The organism is Bacillus cereus group sp. MYBK195-1, from assembly GCF_051916605.1.
Taxonomy (GTDB): domain Bacteria; phylum Bacillota; class Bacilli; order Bacillales; family Bacillaceae_G; genus Bacillus_A; species Bacillus_A cereus.
Map to the genome: position 1 here is coordinate 129,739 of NZ_JBQAGZ010000006.1, position 17,046 is coordinate 146,784.

Below are 17,046 nucleotides of genomic sequence, written 5' to 3' on the forward strand. Positions count from 1 at the left end.
TTATTTTGAAAGGGATATGTAACACATCGGTTAAATTTTTTTATTGCTGTTAATTGAAGTTTTAATATTTTTTTCGTTCAAAAACTTTTCAATCTCTTTTTGTTTCCTCCCATTTATTTTCTCAAGGCGTTTCGTAAAAGAAAAATTCGCCTTGAATAAGTTACCATCTTGGGCGAGTTTGTCTAACTCTTGATCTAGTTCTACTGAAAGTGCTGTAGACGATGAAATAAATTCATATATTTCTTTTGAAGGCTTTTTGTAATCATCAGGGATTGTATTGTTACTAATAAAATTATGGAAGTTTGCATCATTTTGCTTCGCTAACTCTATTAGTTTTTGTAATTTTTCTCGGTCAGATTCAGTGAAATTCTTATCAGAATTTGTTGAAGCGAGAGGAATTATATTTTCAGCTAACTCCCAACTATAATCTATATAATTTTTTATATTTTGTTTCATTTCGTCTTCACTAATAGTTTCATTTTTCTTTGAGGAACTAAATATATTTTCTGGAACTTTAATAGCAACATCTTTGATAGATTGTACATCATTTTTTTCCTTAGGCTGTACACTGTTTGAACAAGCTGATAGAAATAACATTGTAAGTAACATGAATGGGTATAAAATATAATTTTTCATCTTAATCTCCTTTTGCATTAGTGTCGTTGCAAAATAGCTACATTCCATTTCAAATACTTAACTAAAGCTACGTATAGATGTTTTATTATTTGATAACATATGACTGATATTAGTAAGCCGATGCAAAAAGCTATGAATACATTGTAAACATCGGAATAACTGATTTGGTGAAACCCTTTAAAGAATCCTAATCCTATTAATAAGATAGGTGAAATAATTAATAACGGTGTAGCAATTATAAGTGCTAGAAGAAGCGGTAATAGAAAGAGGAATACGAAAAAGGCGATAATGATAAATATAAAGTTTAAAAGACTTAAGCTCATAACAGAAAACAGTGCTGTCATAATATTTTTTGGGCTGCGCCTATTGTCAGCGTTGCTTATTGCATATGAAACGTTAAGTTCTTTAGCGATAGTTTTAGGGTTTCCTAGCTTTTTAGAAATTTCCTCTTCAGATATTCCATCTTGTTTACCACTAATAAAATGAGTTTCGTACTCCGAGATAATATCCTCCTTTTCTAAATTAGGCATATTCTGCAGAGAGGAACTAAGTTGTTCCAAAAATTCATTTTTGTTCATAACAATCACTTTCCTTTATAGAATGATGAATTACAGTTGAGAATCTTATCTTCTTTCTAAACAGCACAATCTGTATCTACCTTTTGAAGGGTATATATAAATTATAAAAAGGATTCCAAATAATGGTTATTCCATTATTTACAAATATATCACTTGCTATTATTCTTTGCAAGGTACTATAAATTTGTTAATAATGTGAATAGGTGGAAGTATTTTTGTACATTTTTAGAAGAGATATAAAAATGTTATTTTAAGATAAACAAAAGGTTGTAAGCGCATTCTTTAAATCTTGTCAAAATAATATCGAATTCATATTGTTGGAAAAATAATGCATTTGTAATATAATGATAAATGATACTTCACCACATTAATTAACTAGGTGAAATTAAAAATCTTTATTACACAAATTATGAAACAAAGGAATGATTAGTTTGAGTACAGGTGTAAAAGTAAACGACGTGAAGACAAAAACAAAAGGAGCAGATCTTGTTGTTGATTGTTTAATTAAACAAGGTGTTACACATGTTTTCGGTATTCCAGGAGCAAAGATTGACTCTGTATTTGATGTATTGCAAGAAAGAGGACCAGAGTTAATCGTTTGTCGTCATGAACAAAATGCAGCATTTATGGCAGCTGCTATTGGTAGATTAACAGGGAAACCGGGCGTATGTCTTGTAACTTCAGGACCAGGGACATCAAATTTAGCGACAGGTCTTGTTACTGCGAATGCGGAGAGTGATCCCGTTGTTGCTTTAGCTGGTGCAGTACCGCGTACGGATCGATTAAAACGTACGCATCAATCTATGGATAATGCTGCACTATTCGAACCAATCACAAAATATAGCGTAGAAGTAGAGCATCCTGATAATGTGCCAGAAGCACTTAGTAATGCATTTCGAAGTGCGACTTCCACAAATCCGGGAGCTACTTTAGTAAGTCTTCCGCAAGACGTTATGACTGCGGAAACAACTGTAGAGTCTATCGGTGCGCTTTCTAAGCCACAGCTTGGAATCGCTCCCACAAATGATATTACATATGTAGTAGAAAAAATAAAATCAGCGAAATTACCAGTTATTTTACTCGGTATGAGAGCGAGCACAAATGAAGTGACGAAAGCTGTTCGTAAATTAATTGCGGATACAGAACTTCCTGTCGTTGAAACATATCAAGCAGCTGGTGCGATTTCACGTGAGTTAGAAGATCATTTCTTCGGCCGCGTTGGATTATTCCGTAACCAACCAGGTGATATTTTACTAGAAGAAGCAGACCTTGTTATTTCTATCGGTTATGATCCAATCGAGTATGATCCAAAGTTCTGGAATAAACTTGGCGACAGAACGATTATTCATCTTGACGACCATCAAGCAGATATCGACCATGATTACCAACCAGAGCGTGAATTAATTGGTGATATTGCCTTAACGGTAAATAGCATCGCGGAGAAATTACCGAAACTTGTATTAAGTACGAAATCAGAAGCGGTATTAGAACGATTACGCGCAAAATTATCAGAACAAGCAGAAGTTCCAAATCGTCCTGCAGAAGGTGTTACGCATCCACTTCAAGTGATTCGTACACTTCGTTCTTTAATTAGTGACGATACAACTGTTACATGTGACATCGGTTCCCATTCTATTTGGATGGCGAGATGTTTCCGTTCTTATGAACCACGTAGATTATTATTTAGTAACGGCATGCAAACGTTAGGTGTTGCACTTCCTTGGGCAATCGCAGCTACTTTAGTAGAACCAGGTAAAAAAGTAGTTTCCGTATCAGGTGACGGTGGTTTCTTATTCTCAGCGATGGAGTTAGAAACGGCGGTACGTTTAAATTCTCCAATCGTCCATCTTGTTTGGAGAGACGGCACATATGATATGGTTGCATTCCAACAAATGATGAAATACGGCAGAACATCAGCTACAGAGTTTGGCGATGTTGATCTTGTGAAATATGCGGAAAGTTTCGGGGCGTTAGGTCTTCGTGTTAACACGCCTGATGAATTAGAAGGGGTATTAAAAGAAGCATTAGCAGCAGACGGCCCTGTCATTATTGATATTCCAATCGATTATCGTGACAACATTAAATTAAGTGAAAAGTTATTACCAAACCAATTAAACTAATGGAGGCAGATTTGAGATGACTGTTGCGCAATTAATTGATATTGATGCAAAAAAAACGAAAATGAGTAATGAAGTATATCAAACATCTACAATGCTTGCGCTATTAGATGGTGTATATGATGGTGTGATTAGCTTTGAAGATTTGAAAAAACATGGTGATTTCGGCATCGGCACATTTGATCAATTAGACGGTGAAATGATTGCATTTGATAATGGATTTTATCATTTACGTTCAGACGGTTCAGCGGAAAAAGTAGAGCCAGAAGAAACAACGCCATTTGCAACTGTAACGTTTTTTGAAAAAGAAATGAGTTATACGGTAGAGCGTCCGATGAATCGTGAAGAAGTTGAAGCGTTATTACATGAATTAATGCCAAGTAAAAACTTATTTTACGCTATTCGAATGGACGGTACGTTCCGTGAAGTAAGAACGAGAACTGTTCCAAGACAAGAAAAACCGTATACACCACTCGTTGAAGTGACGAAATCGCAACCAATCTTTTCGTTTGAAAATACAGAAGGTACGCTTGCTGGATTTTGGACACCAGATTACGCACAAGGTATTGGGGTAGCTGGATTCCACTTACATTACATTGATGATGAAAGAAGCGGAGGCGGACATGTTTTCGACTATGTTGTAGAAAACTGCACGATCCAAATTTGTCAAAAAGCTCATATGCATTTAGCACTTCCAGAAACAGCAGATTTTATGGCGGCTGAATTATCAAGAGAAAACTTAGAGGATAATATTGCAACTGCGGAAGGTGCGGAGTAAAAGGAGAAGACTGTTCCACTTTGGAACAGTCTTCTTTTATTTGTCGGTAAGTCGATATCGTTTATTTCTTTGAAACAAACGGATGTCCCTCATAATAAAAACGCCACGGATAATGTACAGCTTCTTCTGCATAGTCGATATTAATACGAGGTCCTGCTGTTATTTTATATTGTAATGATATGTGTTCTTCTTTTGGAACTAATTCAATATGTAAAGTATCACTTTGTAACGATACACCGCGTTCTTTTAAAGTGATGCCAAGTGCACGGCATAGTTTGCCAGGACCGTTCGTTAAATTTTTGTACTGCGCTTTTGTAATTTCGGTCTTATTGTAGCGCGCTAGTTTTATTTCTTCTATTCCATCTACCGGCTCAAGAGCTCGAATGAGAACACCTTGCGGGGTGCCCACTGGCGCTGTAATAACGTTAAAGCAATGATACATACCGTAAATTAAATATATGTAAGCATGCCCTGGTGCACCAAACATAACTTCTGTGCGATCTGTCCGTCTGCCTCCGTAACTATGTGCGGCCTTATCATCTGGGCCTTTATATGCTTCTACTTCTACAATGATTCCGCTTCGCTTTATTCCGTCTACAATATGAACAAGTTTTTGCCCGAGTAATTTTTTTGCGACTTCTAACGTATCGCCTTCATAAAAAGAAGGAGGTGCCTGCATTGTACTATCTCCTTTGCTAAGTGTATATGTATATAGTAAACCAAATTTTCAGTAGTAATTCTAACTCGTTCTATTTGCTACATTTATTTCATAAATTATGGATAGAGTACAACAGCGAAGAGGGGGAGTGCGACATGATTTATCGCTTACTAGCTCTTAATATAGATGGGACACTACTATACAACAATGGAAAAATTGCAAAAGGATTACGAGAAACAATTGAATTTGTGAAAAGAAAAGATGTATACGTCACGTTATTTACGAGTCGTAATTTTCAATCCGCTCATAAAGTAGCAAAGGCGTTAAAATTAGATTCTATATTAGTGACACATGGTGGTGCTTTCGTTTCAGCAACGTTAGATAAGCCGTACGTTCAAAGAAGATTATCTGAAGAGAAGACTTTTAATATTGTGCAAGTGTTAGAGCACTTTGATTGTAACGTACGTATTTCTCATGAACGGTTTTCAATCGGAAATCGTGAGAGAAATACACCAAACTTAATTGCGCGCACTGTATTATCAAGTGCAGACCCGTTATTTTATCCAGTTCAATTTGTAGATTCGTTAGGTGATGCGCTTCGTGACCATCCGGTAGCGGCGCCAAAAATTGATGTTATTTTCCAAACGAAAGGTGAAAAAGAAAGAGGACTGAACACATTAAGAAAAGCATTTCAAGATGTAGAGTATGTTGAATGTGATTCAAAACGAATAGAAATTTTACCGCAAAATGTATCAAAGTTACGTGGATTACAATTGCTTGGAGAGCATTTAAATATTTCGCTAAATGAAATGGTTGCGATTGGAGATAGTATGGAAGATTTAGAGATTATTGAAAACGTGGGACTTGGGGTAGCGATGGGGAACTCGCCTGTAGAATTAAAGCAAGCAGCAGATTGGATTACACGTTCAAATAGCGAAAACGGTGTAGAGTATATGATTAAAGAGCATTTCCGTAAGCAATTCCCGCTTCCGTTTTTGAAGAATCATAAAAATACACCGAAACGATGACAGAAAAACGTAGCTTTTTGGCTACGTTTTTTTGTTTATCTTATTAAAAACAGTGAAAGCGTTTTAAAATATGAATTGTGTATGAAACCTATACAATTCACTTGAATCCTTTAGAAAACTAATGTAAAGTGAATGATGTTGCCAAAATAGTTACACCACATGAAATATTCTTCAGATTAATTTTATTGGGCTCCCATACGTAAAAGTATTTCCGCATGACAGTTTAGTTCACGTATTATTTCAAAAATGAATTGTAGCAATCTTATTAAGTAGTTGTAGTGTTTCTTTGTTTTATTTAAATGGATTATTTTAAGTTAATGTGAGTAAGGTTTGGTACATATGATATGTACTTCTTTTTGTGGTTCTAGGAAGTTTAAAAGGGGGAATGAATTTCTTGAGGAAATCATTTAATCAAAAAATTAAAAAGTTAAGTAGTAGTTTAATAGTTGTATTACTAATATGTATGAATTTTTTAATCCACTTACCATTTAAAGCAGAGGCAGCTACAACAGAATTAAAAGGTTTAGGTGATGTATCTTATTACAATGCCATCATTTTTGGAGATCATAGTGCAACGAGTGCGGATATTGAAGGTGCGATGGCTGTTCAGAAAAATATGAACGCATCAAGTTATACAGTCGTAGCGGCTGCAACTGGAGCAAATAACTTAGCTGGAGCAACTTGGGTAGATGAAGGATATCCATCATTATTACTAGGCGGTCAATTTACGAAAGCGGGAGCAGGACAAGTAATTATTCAAGATGGAACAGTAGCGATGACAAAAGACGGTGACCCAGATGGCGCAATGAAAACATCATATGACCGTATCTCTTATAAAGAGCAAGCGGAGATTGATGCTAAGTTTAAAGAATTTAGAAAAGACGTTGATGGTGTAATCGGGGATGCAAGTAAACTACAGACTGATAAGCCAAAACCTAATATGAGCTTTGGCATCGGTGAAGATTTAAATAACCCTAATATTTATGTCTCTTCAGGCCAAACTGGAAAGAAAACATTTGATGTAAAAGACGTTTTTCTTCCGAATGTAGAGAATAAAGACTTTATTGTTATTTATTCAGATGCAGAAGAAGTGAGTTTTGGTGGCGGTGCAATTTTGTATGATACAAGAAATACTGGGATGGCGACGGATTTAATTAATACATCTCAAGCATACGATCCTAATTCATCTTTTACTGAGTTAGCTAGTAAGGTAATTTGGGTATTTCCTAATGCTACAAAGATAACAACTAAAGGTTATGGTGTAGTAGGTAGTGTGTTTGCACCTAATGCAGTTGTAGAAACAAAAGGTGGTTCTATTAATGGACAAGCCTATGTTGGAGGATTACACCAAAGAGATGGTTTTGAGGTTCATAACTTTAAATTTAACTGGCCAAAGTGGAATAAGCCAGCAACTGAAAAAGGACATTTACAAATTAAAAAAGTTGATGAAAACGATGAAAACATTGTTTTAAAAGACGCAAAATTTGATGTTATAGACAAAGATAATAACGTTGTGGCTACTGTTACAACAAACGAAAAGGGTATTGCGGAAGTTAAAGATTTACCACTTGGTGACTATTTTGTAAAAGAAATAAATGCACCAGAAGGATATATAAAAGTTGATACACCAGTCAAAGTAACAATTGATAATACAAACGTAATTGAACTTGTTATGAAGAATACGAGAAAAGTAGAGAATGGCCAATTTAAATTATTGAAAAAAGATAGTGAATCTGGTCAACTTCTACCAGGTGCAAAATTTGATGTTATCGATAAAGATGGGAAAGTTGTGGAAACGATTGTTACAGATGATAAAGGTGAAGCCTTATCGAAACAACTTCCAGTTGGAAGCTATATATTAAAAGAAGTAGAAGCACCGAAAGGATATGAATTATCATCTAGTTCAGTTTCTGTTGATGTAGAGGCTAATAAAATAGTGACTGTAGATGTGGTGAATAAAAAGATCTCCGAAAAAGTAACGGGTCAATTTGAAATCGTGAAAGTAGATGCGGAAGATAAAACGAAAGTATTATCAGATGCAGAATTCGAAGTGTATAAAGATGGTAAAAAAGTAGATACGTTACGAACAGATAAAACTGGTAAAGTAGTTTCTCAGAAATTAGAACCAGGAACATACACATTAAAAGAAACGAAAGCACCACAAGGATATAAATTGTTAAAAGAAGAAATTGAAGTCGTTGTGGAAGCAGACAAAGTAGTAGAAGTACAAGTAGAAAATGCGAAAGAACTAGGAAGCTTACAAGTAATCAAAAAGGATGCAGAGAGTGGAAAAGTTCTAGCAGGTGCAGAATTTAAATTAAAGAACGAAGCTGGTCAAGTAGTTGGAGAAGCGAAAACAACGAACAAAGACGGTGTTGTGAAATTCGAAAACTTAGTGCCAGGAAAGTACACGTTAGAGGAAACGAAAGCGCCGGAAGGTTATAAAGCGCTAGAAGTGACAGTAGAAGTGAACGTTGTAGCGAACGAAGTAGTAAAACAAGAAGTCATGAATGAAAAAGTAATGGGTCAATTCGAAATCGTGAAAGTAGATGCGAATGATAAAACGAAATTGTTATCAGGTGCAGAATTCGAAGTGTATAAAGATGGTAAAAAGGTAGCAGAACTAAAAACAGATGAGAGTGGAAAAGTGATGTCACCGAAATTACCGCTAGGTGAATACACAGTGAAAGAAACGAAAGCACCAGCGGGCTACAAGCTTTCAAATAAAGAATGGAAAGTAACAATTCAAAACGAGAAAGAAGTAGTAAAAGTAGAGGCAGAAAACGAAAAAATCTTAGGTTCTCTACAAATTATTAAAATGGATGATAAAGATCAAACGAAACGCTTAGCAGGCGCACAATTTACATTGAAAGATGCGAAAGGAAATGTTGTAAAAGAAGGAATTACAACAGATAAGTCTGGAACGGTTAAAGTAGACGGACTTGTGCCAGGTGAATATACGTTAGAAGAAACAAAAGCACCAGAAGGTTATGAGTTAACAAAACAAATAATTCATGTAACAGTTGACGGTGAAAAAGTTGTTGATGTAAAAGTAACGAACAGTAAGAGCCTTGGTCAATTCGAAATTGTAAAAGTAGATGCGGAAGATAAAACGAAAGTATTATCAGATGCAGAATTCGAAGTGTATAAAGATGGTAAAAAAGTAGATACGTTACGAACAGATAAAACTGGTAAAGTAGTTTCACAGAAATTAGAGCCAGGAAAGTACACATTAAAAGAAACGAAAGCACCACAAGGATATAAGTTGTTAAAAGAAGAAATTGAAGTCGTTGTGGAAGCAAACAAAGTAGTAGAAGTACAAGTAGAAAACGCAAAAGAACTAGGAAGCTTACAAGTAATCAAAAAGGATTCGGAGAGTGGAAAAGTTCTAGCAGGTGCAGAATTTAAATTAAAGAACGAAGCTGGTCAAGTAGTTGGAGAAGCGAAAACAACGAATAAAGACGGTGTTGTGAAATTCGAAAACTTAGTGCCAGGAAAGTACACGTTAGAGGAAACGAAAGCGCCGGAAGGTTATAAAGCGTTAGAAGTAACAGTAGAAGTAAATGTTGTAGCAAATGAAGTAGTAAAACAAGAAGTTATGAATGAAAAAGTGAAAGAAGAAATTACAGGTCAATTAGAAATTACAAAGGTAGACGCTAATAATACAAATAAAATATTAGCAGGCGCAGTGTTTGAAATTTGGAAAGACGGAACAAAAATCGACACATTAACAACAAACAAGAGCGGTAAAGCGACTTCTAAGAAGTTAGAACCAGGAGATTACACTTTAAAAGAAATCCAAGCGCCAGAAGGATATACTTTATCCGATAAGGAAATAAAATTTACGATTTCTAATGAAAAAATTGAAGTTGTAAAGCTTCAAATTACAAATAAAAAAGATACAGAAAAAGGTCCGGAAAAACCAGGTGAAGGAACAGAAAAACCAGGTGAAGGAACAGAAAAACCAGGTGAAGGAACAGAAAAACCAGGTGAAGGAACAGAAAAGCCGGGTGAAGGAACAGAAAAACCAGATGAAGGAACAGAAAAGCCGGGTGAAGGAACAGAGAAGCCAGGTGAAGGAACAGAGAAGCCAGGTGAAGGAACAGAGAAGCCAGGTGAAGGAACAGAAAAGCCAGATGAAGGAACAGAGAAGCCGGGTGAAGGAACAGAAAAACCAGGTGAGGGAGTAGAAAAACCTAATTTACCAGAAAAAGGACAAGGTTCTTCTAATAATCAACAACTTCCAGCTACAGGACACAATACGAATTACGTTCCATTCATCGGTTTTATGCTTCTGCTATTAGGCATACGTTTAAGATTCATGGCTAAAAATAGCTAAAAGATGTATAAAAGGCATCAGAGATATATAATCTCTGATGCCTTTTAAGTGAATACAGATAAAATGAAAATATCTATATGGAATGATAAATATGTTAAGCTTCAATTACGCTAAGCATTCTGTTTATAAATGCAGCTGCGTGTGCACGTTGTGATGGTCCTTTTGGTACGAATTGATTAAATTCATTACCTTTTACAATTCCATATCCATACACTCTTTGTACTTCTTCTTTAGCGTAAATTAAGTTTTGGTCTACGAATGGTAGTTCAACTTGTTTTGCAAAAATACCAGCGTGTTTTAGAGAACGATCGATCATAATAACAGCTTCTTCGCGTGTAATTGTAGTATTTGGATCAAATGTATTATCACCACGTCCGCGGATTATACCTGCGCTTGCTGCACGATTAATACCGTCTCTTAACGATGGGTGTACTTGTTCTAAGTCTGTGAAATTAGCATTTCCACTTGGTAATTGTAAAGCACGAGTAATTAGTGTAGCAAATTCAGCACGCGTTACAAGACGTTCTGGGAAGTACTTGCCGTTCCCTTCTCCTTGCATAATGCCTCTAGCTGCTAATTGACGAATGTCTTGTTCATACCATCCACCTGTAATGTCATCAGTTACGGGGTTTTTTTGGTTTTCCTTATAGTATGTTTCAGTTCCTTTTAAGAAAGCATCCCATTGTCCGCGTTGAATCATAAACGCAGGGCAGTTTTTTCCTGACCAAAATTGGTGTTTTTGGACCTTATCTAGAGAAATATTTAAGTCGTTCATTAAATAAGCTGCCAATTTACGGGCATTTTCTACCGCTTTTTCATAGTTTCCATCTTGATTAACGGCAATTTCAATTCCGATAGATTCATAGTTTCCAGTTTTATTTCCAGCATGCCATCCAACTTCATTTACTGGAAGATGTTGATAAATTTCTTTATCATCTACTGTGAAATGCCAAGATGCGGCGCGATCAGCTGTTCCGCGTGCTTGATTATCTAAGAATTTTGCATGATTTAGAGCATTAGCACCCTTCGCTGTATTAGCTGTTTCGTGAATCGTAATATATTTAGGTACCATCGGGTAGCCAGGGCGAATATCGTCATTTCCTTTTGGGACAATCATTTCTTTAAATGTAACGCCATAAATATTGTTTGTTTGTAGAGCTTCTGGCGATCTCAATAAACTATTTTTAGCAGTACGACTGTTTTTTAATAATGAAGCTTTTGTACCTTCAAATGTAGCAGAAGGTGCATAAATCCATTTTGCTGTTTCATTTATTTGGACTTTAAACCAATTTCCAGCTTGTTCAGTAGGAGTTATGACTTGTGGCTGTAGTTTCCCTTCTTCTTTAAATGATTGGAACGGAAGGGCATGTATGGAAGCTTCTTCTTTTACGATTAATTTTTGATTAGATAGTTTATGAATCTCTTGAACTTCTAAGCTATTATCATTGTTATCTATCCATCCAGCGCCAGTTGGCGTCGTTATGTAATAAGCATTTCCTTTTTTCTTTGTCGCCGTTACGACTTGTTCTGTAATCTCGATATTCGATTTGTTTTTTAAATCATTCGCGGTATATAATGAATGTTTTTTTGAAGTGTATAGTAGGAATTGGCTAGTAACCTCGATATCTTCTTCATGAGTACTATGCTCATTAACATGCTCTTTAATACTTTTAAAAACTTGATCTTCCGTGTATACTTCAGCGGATTTTTCAGCACTCTCTGCAAATGAATAAGTAGGTGCAAGAACAGTTTGTAATGCAAGAGAGAGAGTTAAAACACTATAAAATTTCTTTTTCATATTTTTTTAACACATTAGATTATGGAATCTAGTGTTAACATTCCTCCTTTTTATATTGTATTTTCACTATGTATCGATTTTAGTACTAATAAATTTTAACAAGAGAAAATCATGATGTCTATATACATGAGCGATATTCATAAAAAGAATTATTTGAAAAAATGTAAGAGAAACAGGTAAAACCTTCTGTATTGACCTGTAAACGCCCTTCAAGTAAACTAAAGAGAGTTTGCAAATGAAAAGGTGATAATGTTGTTAATTTCAATTAAAACGTTACAAGATGATCGTTTTTTACGTCCGCTACAAAATATTGGCGGCTTATTTTTTGAAGATAGTACGATTGGATTTGAACAAGAGGAAGCGAATCTTATCGTTGATATACACATTGAGGATAATGTGAAAGCATCCGCTCGATTAACGGATGTTAGCACAGGAAATGTGTATGAAGAAACATTCTCGAAAGATTTATCTGCTTTCACAGATGAAAAAGAGCGTATGAAGCAAGTGAAGCACGTTGTTTCTTATGTATATCTTTCTGTTCTTCAGCAGTTAACTGGTATTGAACAAAGCTGGGGTATTTTAACGGGAGTACGTCCGACGAAACTTCTTCATAAAATGCTTCAAAATGGTATGTCAAAAGAAGAAGCGCATCAAGAGCTTCGTGAAAGTTATTTAATTCATGAAGAGAAAATTGAACTTCTTCAGCGCATTGTTGATTGCCAATTAGCAGTTGTTCCGGATTTATACCGTTTGAAAGAAGAAGTAAGTATTTATATCGGTATTCCGTTCTGCCCAACGAAATGTGCATATTGTACATTCCCGGCTTATGCGATTAATGGACGCCAAGGCTCTGTTGATTCGTTCTTGGGTGGTTTACATTATGAAGTTCGTGAAATTGGTAAGTTTTTAAAAGAAAAAGGTGTAAAAGTTACGACGATTTATTACGGCGGCGGTACACCTACAAGTATTACAGCAGAAGAGATGGATATGCTGTATGAAGAAATGTATGAAGCGTTCCCAGATGTGAAAAATGTGCGTGAAGTAACAGTTGAGGCAGGTCGCCCAGATACGATCACGCCAGCAAAGCTAGAAGTGTTAAATAAATGGAATATTGACCGTATTAGTATTAATCCGCAGTCATACCATCAAGAGACACTAAAAGCAATTGGACGTCATCATACTGTAGAAGAAACAATTGAGAAATACCATTTAGCTCGTGAAATGGGAATGAACAATATTAATATGGACTTAATTATTGGTCTTCCTGGTGAAGGGTTAGATATCTTCAAACATACGTTAGATGAAACAGAAAAGTTAATGCCAGAATCATTAACAGTTCATACGTTATCATTCAAACGTGCTTCTGAAATGACGCAAAACAAACGTAAATATAAAGTAGCAGGTCGCGAAGAAATTACAGCGATGATGCACGAAGCAGAAGAGTGGACGCAAAAGCATAATTACGTACCATATTACCTATATCGTCAAAAGAATATTTTAGGTAACTTAGAGAACGTTGGTTATGCAATGCCGACGCAAGAAAGTATTTACAACATTGTCATTATGGAAGAAGTACAATCAATTATCGGACTTGGCTGTGGTGCATCAAGTAAATTTGTTCATCCGAAGACGGGAGCAATTACTCACTTCGCAAATCCGAAAGATCCAAAATCATATAACGATGGCTTTGTGAAATATACAGAAGATAAACTGAAAATTTTAGAAGAGCTATTTGCATAAGAAGAAAGAGGTTGTTCCGAGTTGGAACAACCTCTTTTTATCCTGCAGTAACGGGCGGTCCGATTATATCTTGTCAGTTTTTGTCGGTAAGTCGATATATTCGAAAAATCGCTGATATAATTCGAGTTGCGCTGATATATTTTGAAAATCGCTGATATATTTCAAGTTACGGTCGATATATCTGGAAAATCGTCGATATAATTTCATTTACCGTTTAGCGGAACCGTATGTAAAACTATGTCGATAATAATCAGAAAAATTAGTCAAATCATTAAAGGACAATGTCTACTTATGGACGAAATGATAGATTTATGAAAGAGAAAAGGGGGAAATTGTTGGCATGTACATGACGATAGGGAGAATTTTTGATTTATCAGTTGGTAAGTATCCGAATAAAGAGGCGTTAGTGGAACCTGAAAAGAATATTCGCTGGACGTATAAACAGTGGGATGAACAAATAAATAAAACAGCGCACGCTCTATTAGAAGACGGAGTAAGAAAGGGAGATACGGTATCTGTTTACTTATATAATTGCCGTGAATTTGTAAACGTTTACTTAGCCTGTGCGAAAATCGGAGCGATCTTTAACCCGATTAATTTCCGCTTAAAGGCGAAAGAAGTATCTTATATTCTTCAGGACGCATCCTCGAAAGTCGTTGTCTTTGAAAAAGCAGTTGAGTCAACTGTTGCTATAATTGAAAGAGATTTTCCAAATACATCTTTTTGGTCTATAGAAAACGATAAACCTTCCTATGCAAGTTCCTACCATGAAAAAGTGAATGAAGCATCTTCTGAGAAAGTAAATATCGAAATTGATGAAATGGATTATTGTTCAATGCTTTATACGAGCGGTACGACAGGTCATCCGAAAGGCGTATTACATCGTCATCGTGAAATGACTGAGCATAGTATGATTTGTACGTATTTCCTTAAATATAATAGAGATAGTGTAGGGCTTGTTGTGGCGCCTTTATATCACTGTGGTGAATTAAATGCCGGAATCATACCACGCATTCAAGTTGGTGGAAAGAATGTTATTTTGCATCATTTTGATACAGAAACAGTATTACATACGATTCAAGAAGAAAAGATTACGACGTTCTTTGCAGCGCCGACGATGTGGAATATGTTGTTGCAAAAAGATTTAGCTCAGTATGATTTAACTTCGATGAAGATTGGTATATACGGCGGAGCAGCAATGGCACCGGCGTTAGTGAAGGAATGTAAAGAACGCCTTTATATTGATCTTGTTCAAATATACGGAATGACAGAAATGGGACCAGTTGTTGCGTTTCTCGTAGAGGAGGATCAAATTACGAAAGCTGGTTCAGCAGGCACGCCATGCTTTAGCCATGAAGTTCGTATTGTGAAACCGAACGAGGATGAACCGGCAGAACCAGAGGATGTATTACCTCCTTATGAAGTGGGAGAAATTATTTTGCGCGGCCCAACTATGATGGCTGGCTATCATAATCGTGAAGAAGCGAATAAAAAATCGATGTATAAAGGATGGTATCATTCTGGTGATCTAGGCTATTTTGATAAAGACGGTTATTTATTCGTTGCTGATCGCGTTGATGATATGGTAATTAGCGGTGGCGTAAATATTTATCCTCGTGAAATTGAAGATTTCCTTCATAGTCATCCTGGTATATTAGATGTGGCGGTACTTGGTGAGCCAGACGAATTATGGGGAGAGCGTGTTGTGGCAGTTATTGTGAAGAAAGATGAAACAATAACAGAAGCTGATTTAGAAACGTATTGCAAAGAAAGTGATGAACTAGCAGATTATAAACGTCCGCGTCATTATTTATTTGTAGATGAACTCCCTCGTAATGCGAGCGGGAAGTTGCAGAAATTTGTGCTGAGGGAGTCATTGAAAGGTGCGAAAAAATAAAAAATGAAGGATACCCCATAGATATGGGGTACCCTTCATTTTTCTATATTAAACAGAAGAAACAATATCTTTGTTAATTCTCATTTCTTCTTGTTGAAGGTTAATTAGCGCATTTGAAATAAGGTGGAAAAACAAAATGGATGTAATGTCCAAAAAGAAAAGACACCTTAAGGTGCCTCTCTCCGACTTGAACCATTTCATTTCATACGAATCTATCCGTATTACCATTACCCCTTTGTTATGAGTGTAAACACATACTATAAAGCAGAATCGTCTATATACACTAGATTGTTAGTTCACAAAAGACAAGAGATTTGAGATCAATATTGAAGTGACGCCACATCCCCTATAATAATTGATATGTTACGCCTTTTAAAAGAATCTGCTTTATAGAACGTGCCCACAAGTTATATTTTACTACATGTAATATTCATTTAGTGTATTTTTTGATGAATATGTATAATTACATAAACTGTATGAAAAAAAGAGAGTATACTCTGATGTTGTGTAATAAAGATAAAGCCCGCCTACGGAATAGGGGGCTTTTCTTACTTTTTATAAATATTTATTCCAATTATATTATCAGATGAGTCTAAACGAATATAAACGTCAGCTGATAAAAGGTGTGCATTATATATTCTTTGTTTATATGTTGATATCTCGAAGCGTTTTCCATTTAATTCACATTCTAGAATAATCATATCGCCATGTTCTTTCCAATTTATTAATTTAGCAGTTGTATTCATATAAACCTCCTCTGAATCATTTTATGAAAATTAGTAGAGATAGTGTGAGAAAGGAGTTTATATAACAAAAAAAGACACCTTAAGTGTCTTCTTTGATTACTATAAAAGTCGTTGAATGAAATAGGTTTCTATTTTTATTTGCGTGAAAAGCCTTCTTCATCAAGGTATTCCGCAGCTTCTGGATAAGAGTTGAATGTACCGTCTAAGTTTACACCAGCGTACACGTTCCACATGTCATCCTCTGAAATAAGAGTAAGAATATGACCATCTTCGTTCTGCCATTCTTCTTCTTTCGCAGGTTCTACAGGTGCTACTACCTCTTCTTGTGATAGAAGGTCAATTGATTTCTCAATTACTGAACGTAACTCCTCTGCTGAAAACTCACGGATGTTAACCATGCCTTTATCATCTGTTTTATAACCTTTAATACCGCTTGCATATACAAATCCATTTCCATTTGGGTGTAAATGAAATACAACGTTCTTTTTATCTAAACGACTTTCTTCAAAGTGGAAGTTTACACGTTTTAATGATACGTTCTTTCTTTCTAGTTCTGGGAAAGATTCAATAATCGATAATTTTTCTTCAAAAGTTAGCATAGTGCCTCCAAGTATATAGTAAAAGATTTAATTTGTTCATTATAGCATAGTTGCAATTGTTTCCAAAGATAAGGGGAAAACTTTTCGTTGAATACGTTTACGTCACGAGAATGTAAAAAGTGAGCTAACGAA

Annotated in this window: 12 protein-coding genes; 6 read left to right on the forward strand and 6 right to left on the reverse strand. The window is 35.6% G+C overall.

Annotated elements, in window-relative coordinates:
- Positions 1–30: 30 nt before the first annotated feature.
- Together ACTFRY_RS22295 and ACTFRY_RS22300 are read right to left on the reverse strand one after the other, a co-directional pair.
- Positions 31–636: an NDxxF motif lipoprotein gene (locus tag ACTFRY_RS22295; protein ID WP_029960909.1), complete on the reverse strand. Its 606-nt coding sequence runs from the start codon at positions 634–636 to the stop codon at positions 31–33.
- Between the two features lie 17 nt (positions 637–653).
- Positions 654–1,214, reverse strand: coding sequence for an HAAS signaling domain-containing protein (locus ACTFRY_RS22300; RefSeq protein ID WP_098616959.1), 561 nt, complete (start codon positions 1,212–1,214; stop codon positions 654–656).
- Between the two features lie 431 nt (positions 1,215–1,645).
- On the opposite strand from ACTFRY_RS22300, the gene alsS reads away from it, so the two are divergent.
- Together alsS and alsD are read left to right on the forward strand one after the other, a co-directional pair.
- Complete coding sequence (alsS, locus tag ACTFRY_RS22305) at positions 1,646–3,334, forward strand: acetolactate synthase AlsS (RefSeq protein WP_000103546.1); 1,689 nt, start codon at positions 1,646–1,648, stop codon at positions 3,332–3,334.
- Between the two features lie 16 nt (positions 3,335–3,350).
- Positions 3,351–4,109, forward strand: a complete 759-nt coding sequence (gene alsD / locus ACTFRY_RS22310; RefSeq protein ID WP_098616958.1) for an alpha-acetolactate decarboxylase — start codon at positions 3,351–3,353, stop codon at positions 4,107–4,109.
- 61 nt (positions 4,110–4,170) lie between these two features.
- Here the strand turns inward: alsD and ACTFRY_RS22315 are convergent, their stop codons facing one another.
- On the reverse strand, positions 4,171–4,788 hold the full coding sequence (locus tag ACTFRY_RS22315) for a DNA-3-methyladenine glycosylase (RefSeq protein WP_098616957.1): 618 nt from the start codon (positions 4,786–4,788) through the stop codon (positions 4,171–4,173).
- A 134-nt stretch (positions 4,789–4,922) separates the two neighbouring features.
- On the opposite strand from ACTFRY_RS22315, the gene ACTFRY_RS22320 reads away from it, so the two are divergent.
- Positions 4,923–5,795: a Cof-type HAD-IIB family hydrolase gene (locus ACTFRY_RS22320; protein WP_000640417.1), complete on the forward strand. Its 873-nt coding sequence runs from the start codon at positions 4,923–4,925 to the stop codon at positions 5,793–5,795.
- 394 nt (positions 5,796–6,189) lie between these two features.
- On the forward strand, positions 6,190–10,134 hold the full coding sequence (locus ACTFRY_RS22325; RefSeq protein ID WP_350369350.1) for a SpaA isopeptide-forming pilin-related protein: 3,945 nt from the start codon (positions 6,190–6,192) through the stop codon (positions 10,132–10,134).
- Between the two features lie 94 nt (positions 10,135–10,228).
- Here ACTFRY_RS22325 and ACTFRY_RS22330 read toward each other — a convergent pair whose 3' ends face one another.
- On the reverse strand, positions 10,229–11,932 hold the full coding sequence (locus tag ACTFRY_RS22330; RefSeq protein WP_000726535.1) for an S-layer homology domain-containing protein: 1,704 nt from the start codon (positions 11,930–11,932) through the stop codon (positions 10,229–10,231).
- Positions 11,933–12,181: 249 nt separating this feature from the next.
- On the opposite strand from ACTFRY_RS22330, the gene ACTFRY_RS22335 reads away from it, so the two are divergent.
- Together ACTFRY_RS22335 and ACTFRY_RS22340 are read left to right on the forward strand one after the other, a co-directional pair.
- Positions 12,182–13,672, forward strand: a complete 1,491-nt coding sequence (locus tag ACTFRY_RS22335) for a coproporphyrinogen III oxidase (protein WP_001999181.1) — start codon at positions 12,182–12,184, stop codon at positions 13,670–13,672.
- 340 nt (positions 13,673–14,012) lie between these two features.
- On the forward strand, positions 14,013–15,569 hold the full coding sequence (locus ACTFRY_RS22340; protein WP_098616955.1) for a fatty acid--CoA ligase: 1,557 nt from the start codon (positions 14,013–14,015) through the stop codon (positions 15,567–15,569).
- Positions 15,570–16,117: 548 nt separating this feature from the next.
- On the opposite strand, the gene ACTFRY_RS22345 is transcribed toward ACTFRY_RS22340, so the two are convergent.
- Both ACTFRY_RS22345 and ACTFRY_RS22350 read right to left on the reverse strand, forming a co-directional pair.
- Positions 16,118–16,315 carry a hypothetical protein gene (locus tag ACTFRY_RS22345; protein WP_001098258.1) on the reverse strand — a complete coding sequence of 66 codons (198 nt, stop codon included), beginning with the start codon at positions 16,313–16,315 and terminating at the stop codon, positions 16,118–16,120.
- 134 nt (positions 16,316–16,449) lie between these two features.
- A complete protein-coding gene (locus ACTFRY_RS22350) occupies positions 16,450–16,914 on the reverse strand; it encodes a hypothetical protein (RefSeq protein ID WP_000954998.1) in 465 nt (154 codons plus the stop codon).
- Positions 16,915–17,046 lie beyond the last annotated feature (132 nt).

Excerpts from the sequence above, each read along its gene's own strand:
- ACTFRY_RS22295 (WP_029960909.1), bottom strand. The coding sequence starts at position 636 with ATGAAAAATTATATTTTATACCCATTCATGTTACTTACAATGTTATTT.
- ACTFRY_RS22300 (WP_098616959.1), bottom strand. The coding sequence starts at position 1,214 with ATGAACAAAAATGAATTTTTGGAACAACTTAGTTCCTCTCTGCAGAAT.
- alsD (WP_098616958.1), top strand. The coding sequence starts at position 3,351 with ATGACTGTTGCGCAATTAATTGATATTGATGCAAAAAAAACGAAAATG.
- ACTFRY_RS22315 (WP_098616957.1), bottom strand. The coding sequence starts at position 4,788 with ATGCAGGCACCTCCTTCTTTTTATGAAGGCGATACGTTAGAAGTCGCA.
- ACTFRY_RS22320 (WP_000640417.1), top strand. The coding sequence starts at position 4,923 with ATGATTTATCGCTTACTAGCTCTTAATATAGATGGGACACTACTATAC.
- ACTFRY_RS22330 (WP_000726535.1), bottom strand. The coding sequence starts at position 11,932 with ATGAAAAAGAAATTTTATAGTGTTTTAACTCTCTCTCTTGCATTACAA.
- ACTFRY_RS22335 (WP_001999181.1), top strand. The coding sequence starts at position 12,182 with ATGTTGTTAATTTCAATTAAAACGTTACAAGATGATCGTTTTTTACGT.
- ACTFRY_RS22340 (WP_098616955.1), top strand. The coding sequence starts at position 14,013 with ATGTACATGACGATAGGGAGAATTTTTGATTTATCAGTTGGTAAGTAT.
- ACTFRY_RS22345 (WP_001098258.1), bottom strand. The coding sequence starts at position 16,315 with ATGAATACAACTGCTAAATTAATAAATTGGAAAGAACATGGCGATATG.
- ACTFRY_RS22350 (WP_000954998.1), bottom strand. The coding sequence starts at position 16,914 with ATGCTAACTTTTGAAGAAAAATTATCGATTATTGAATCTTTCCCAGAA.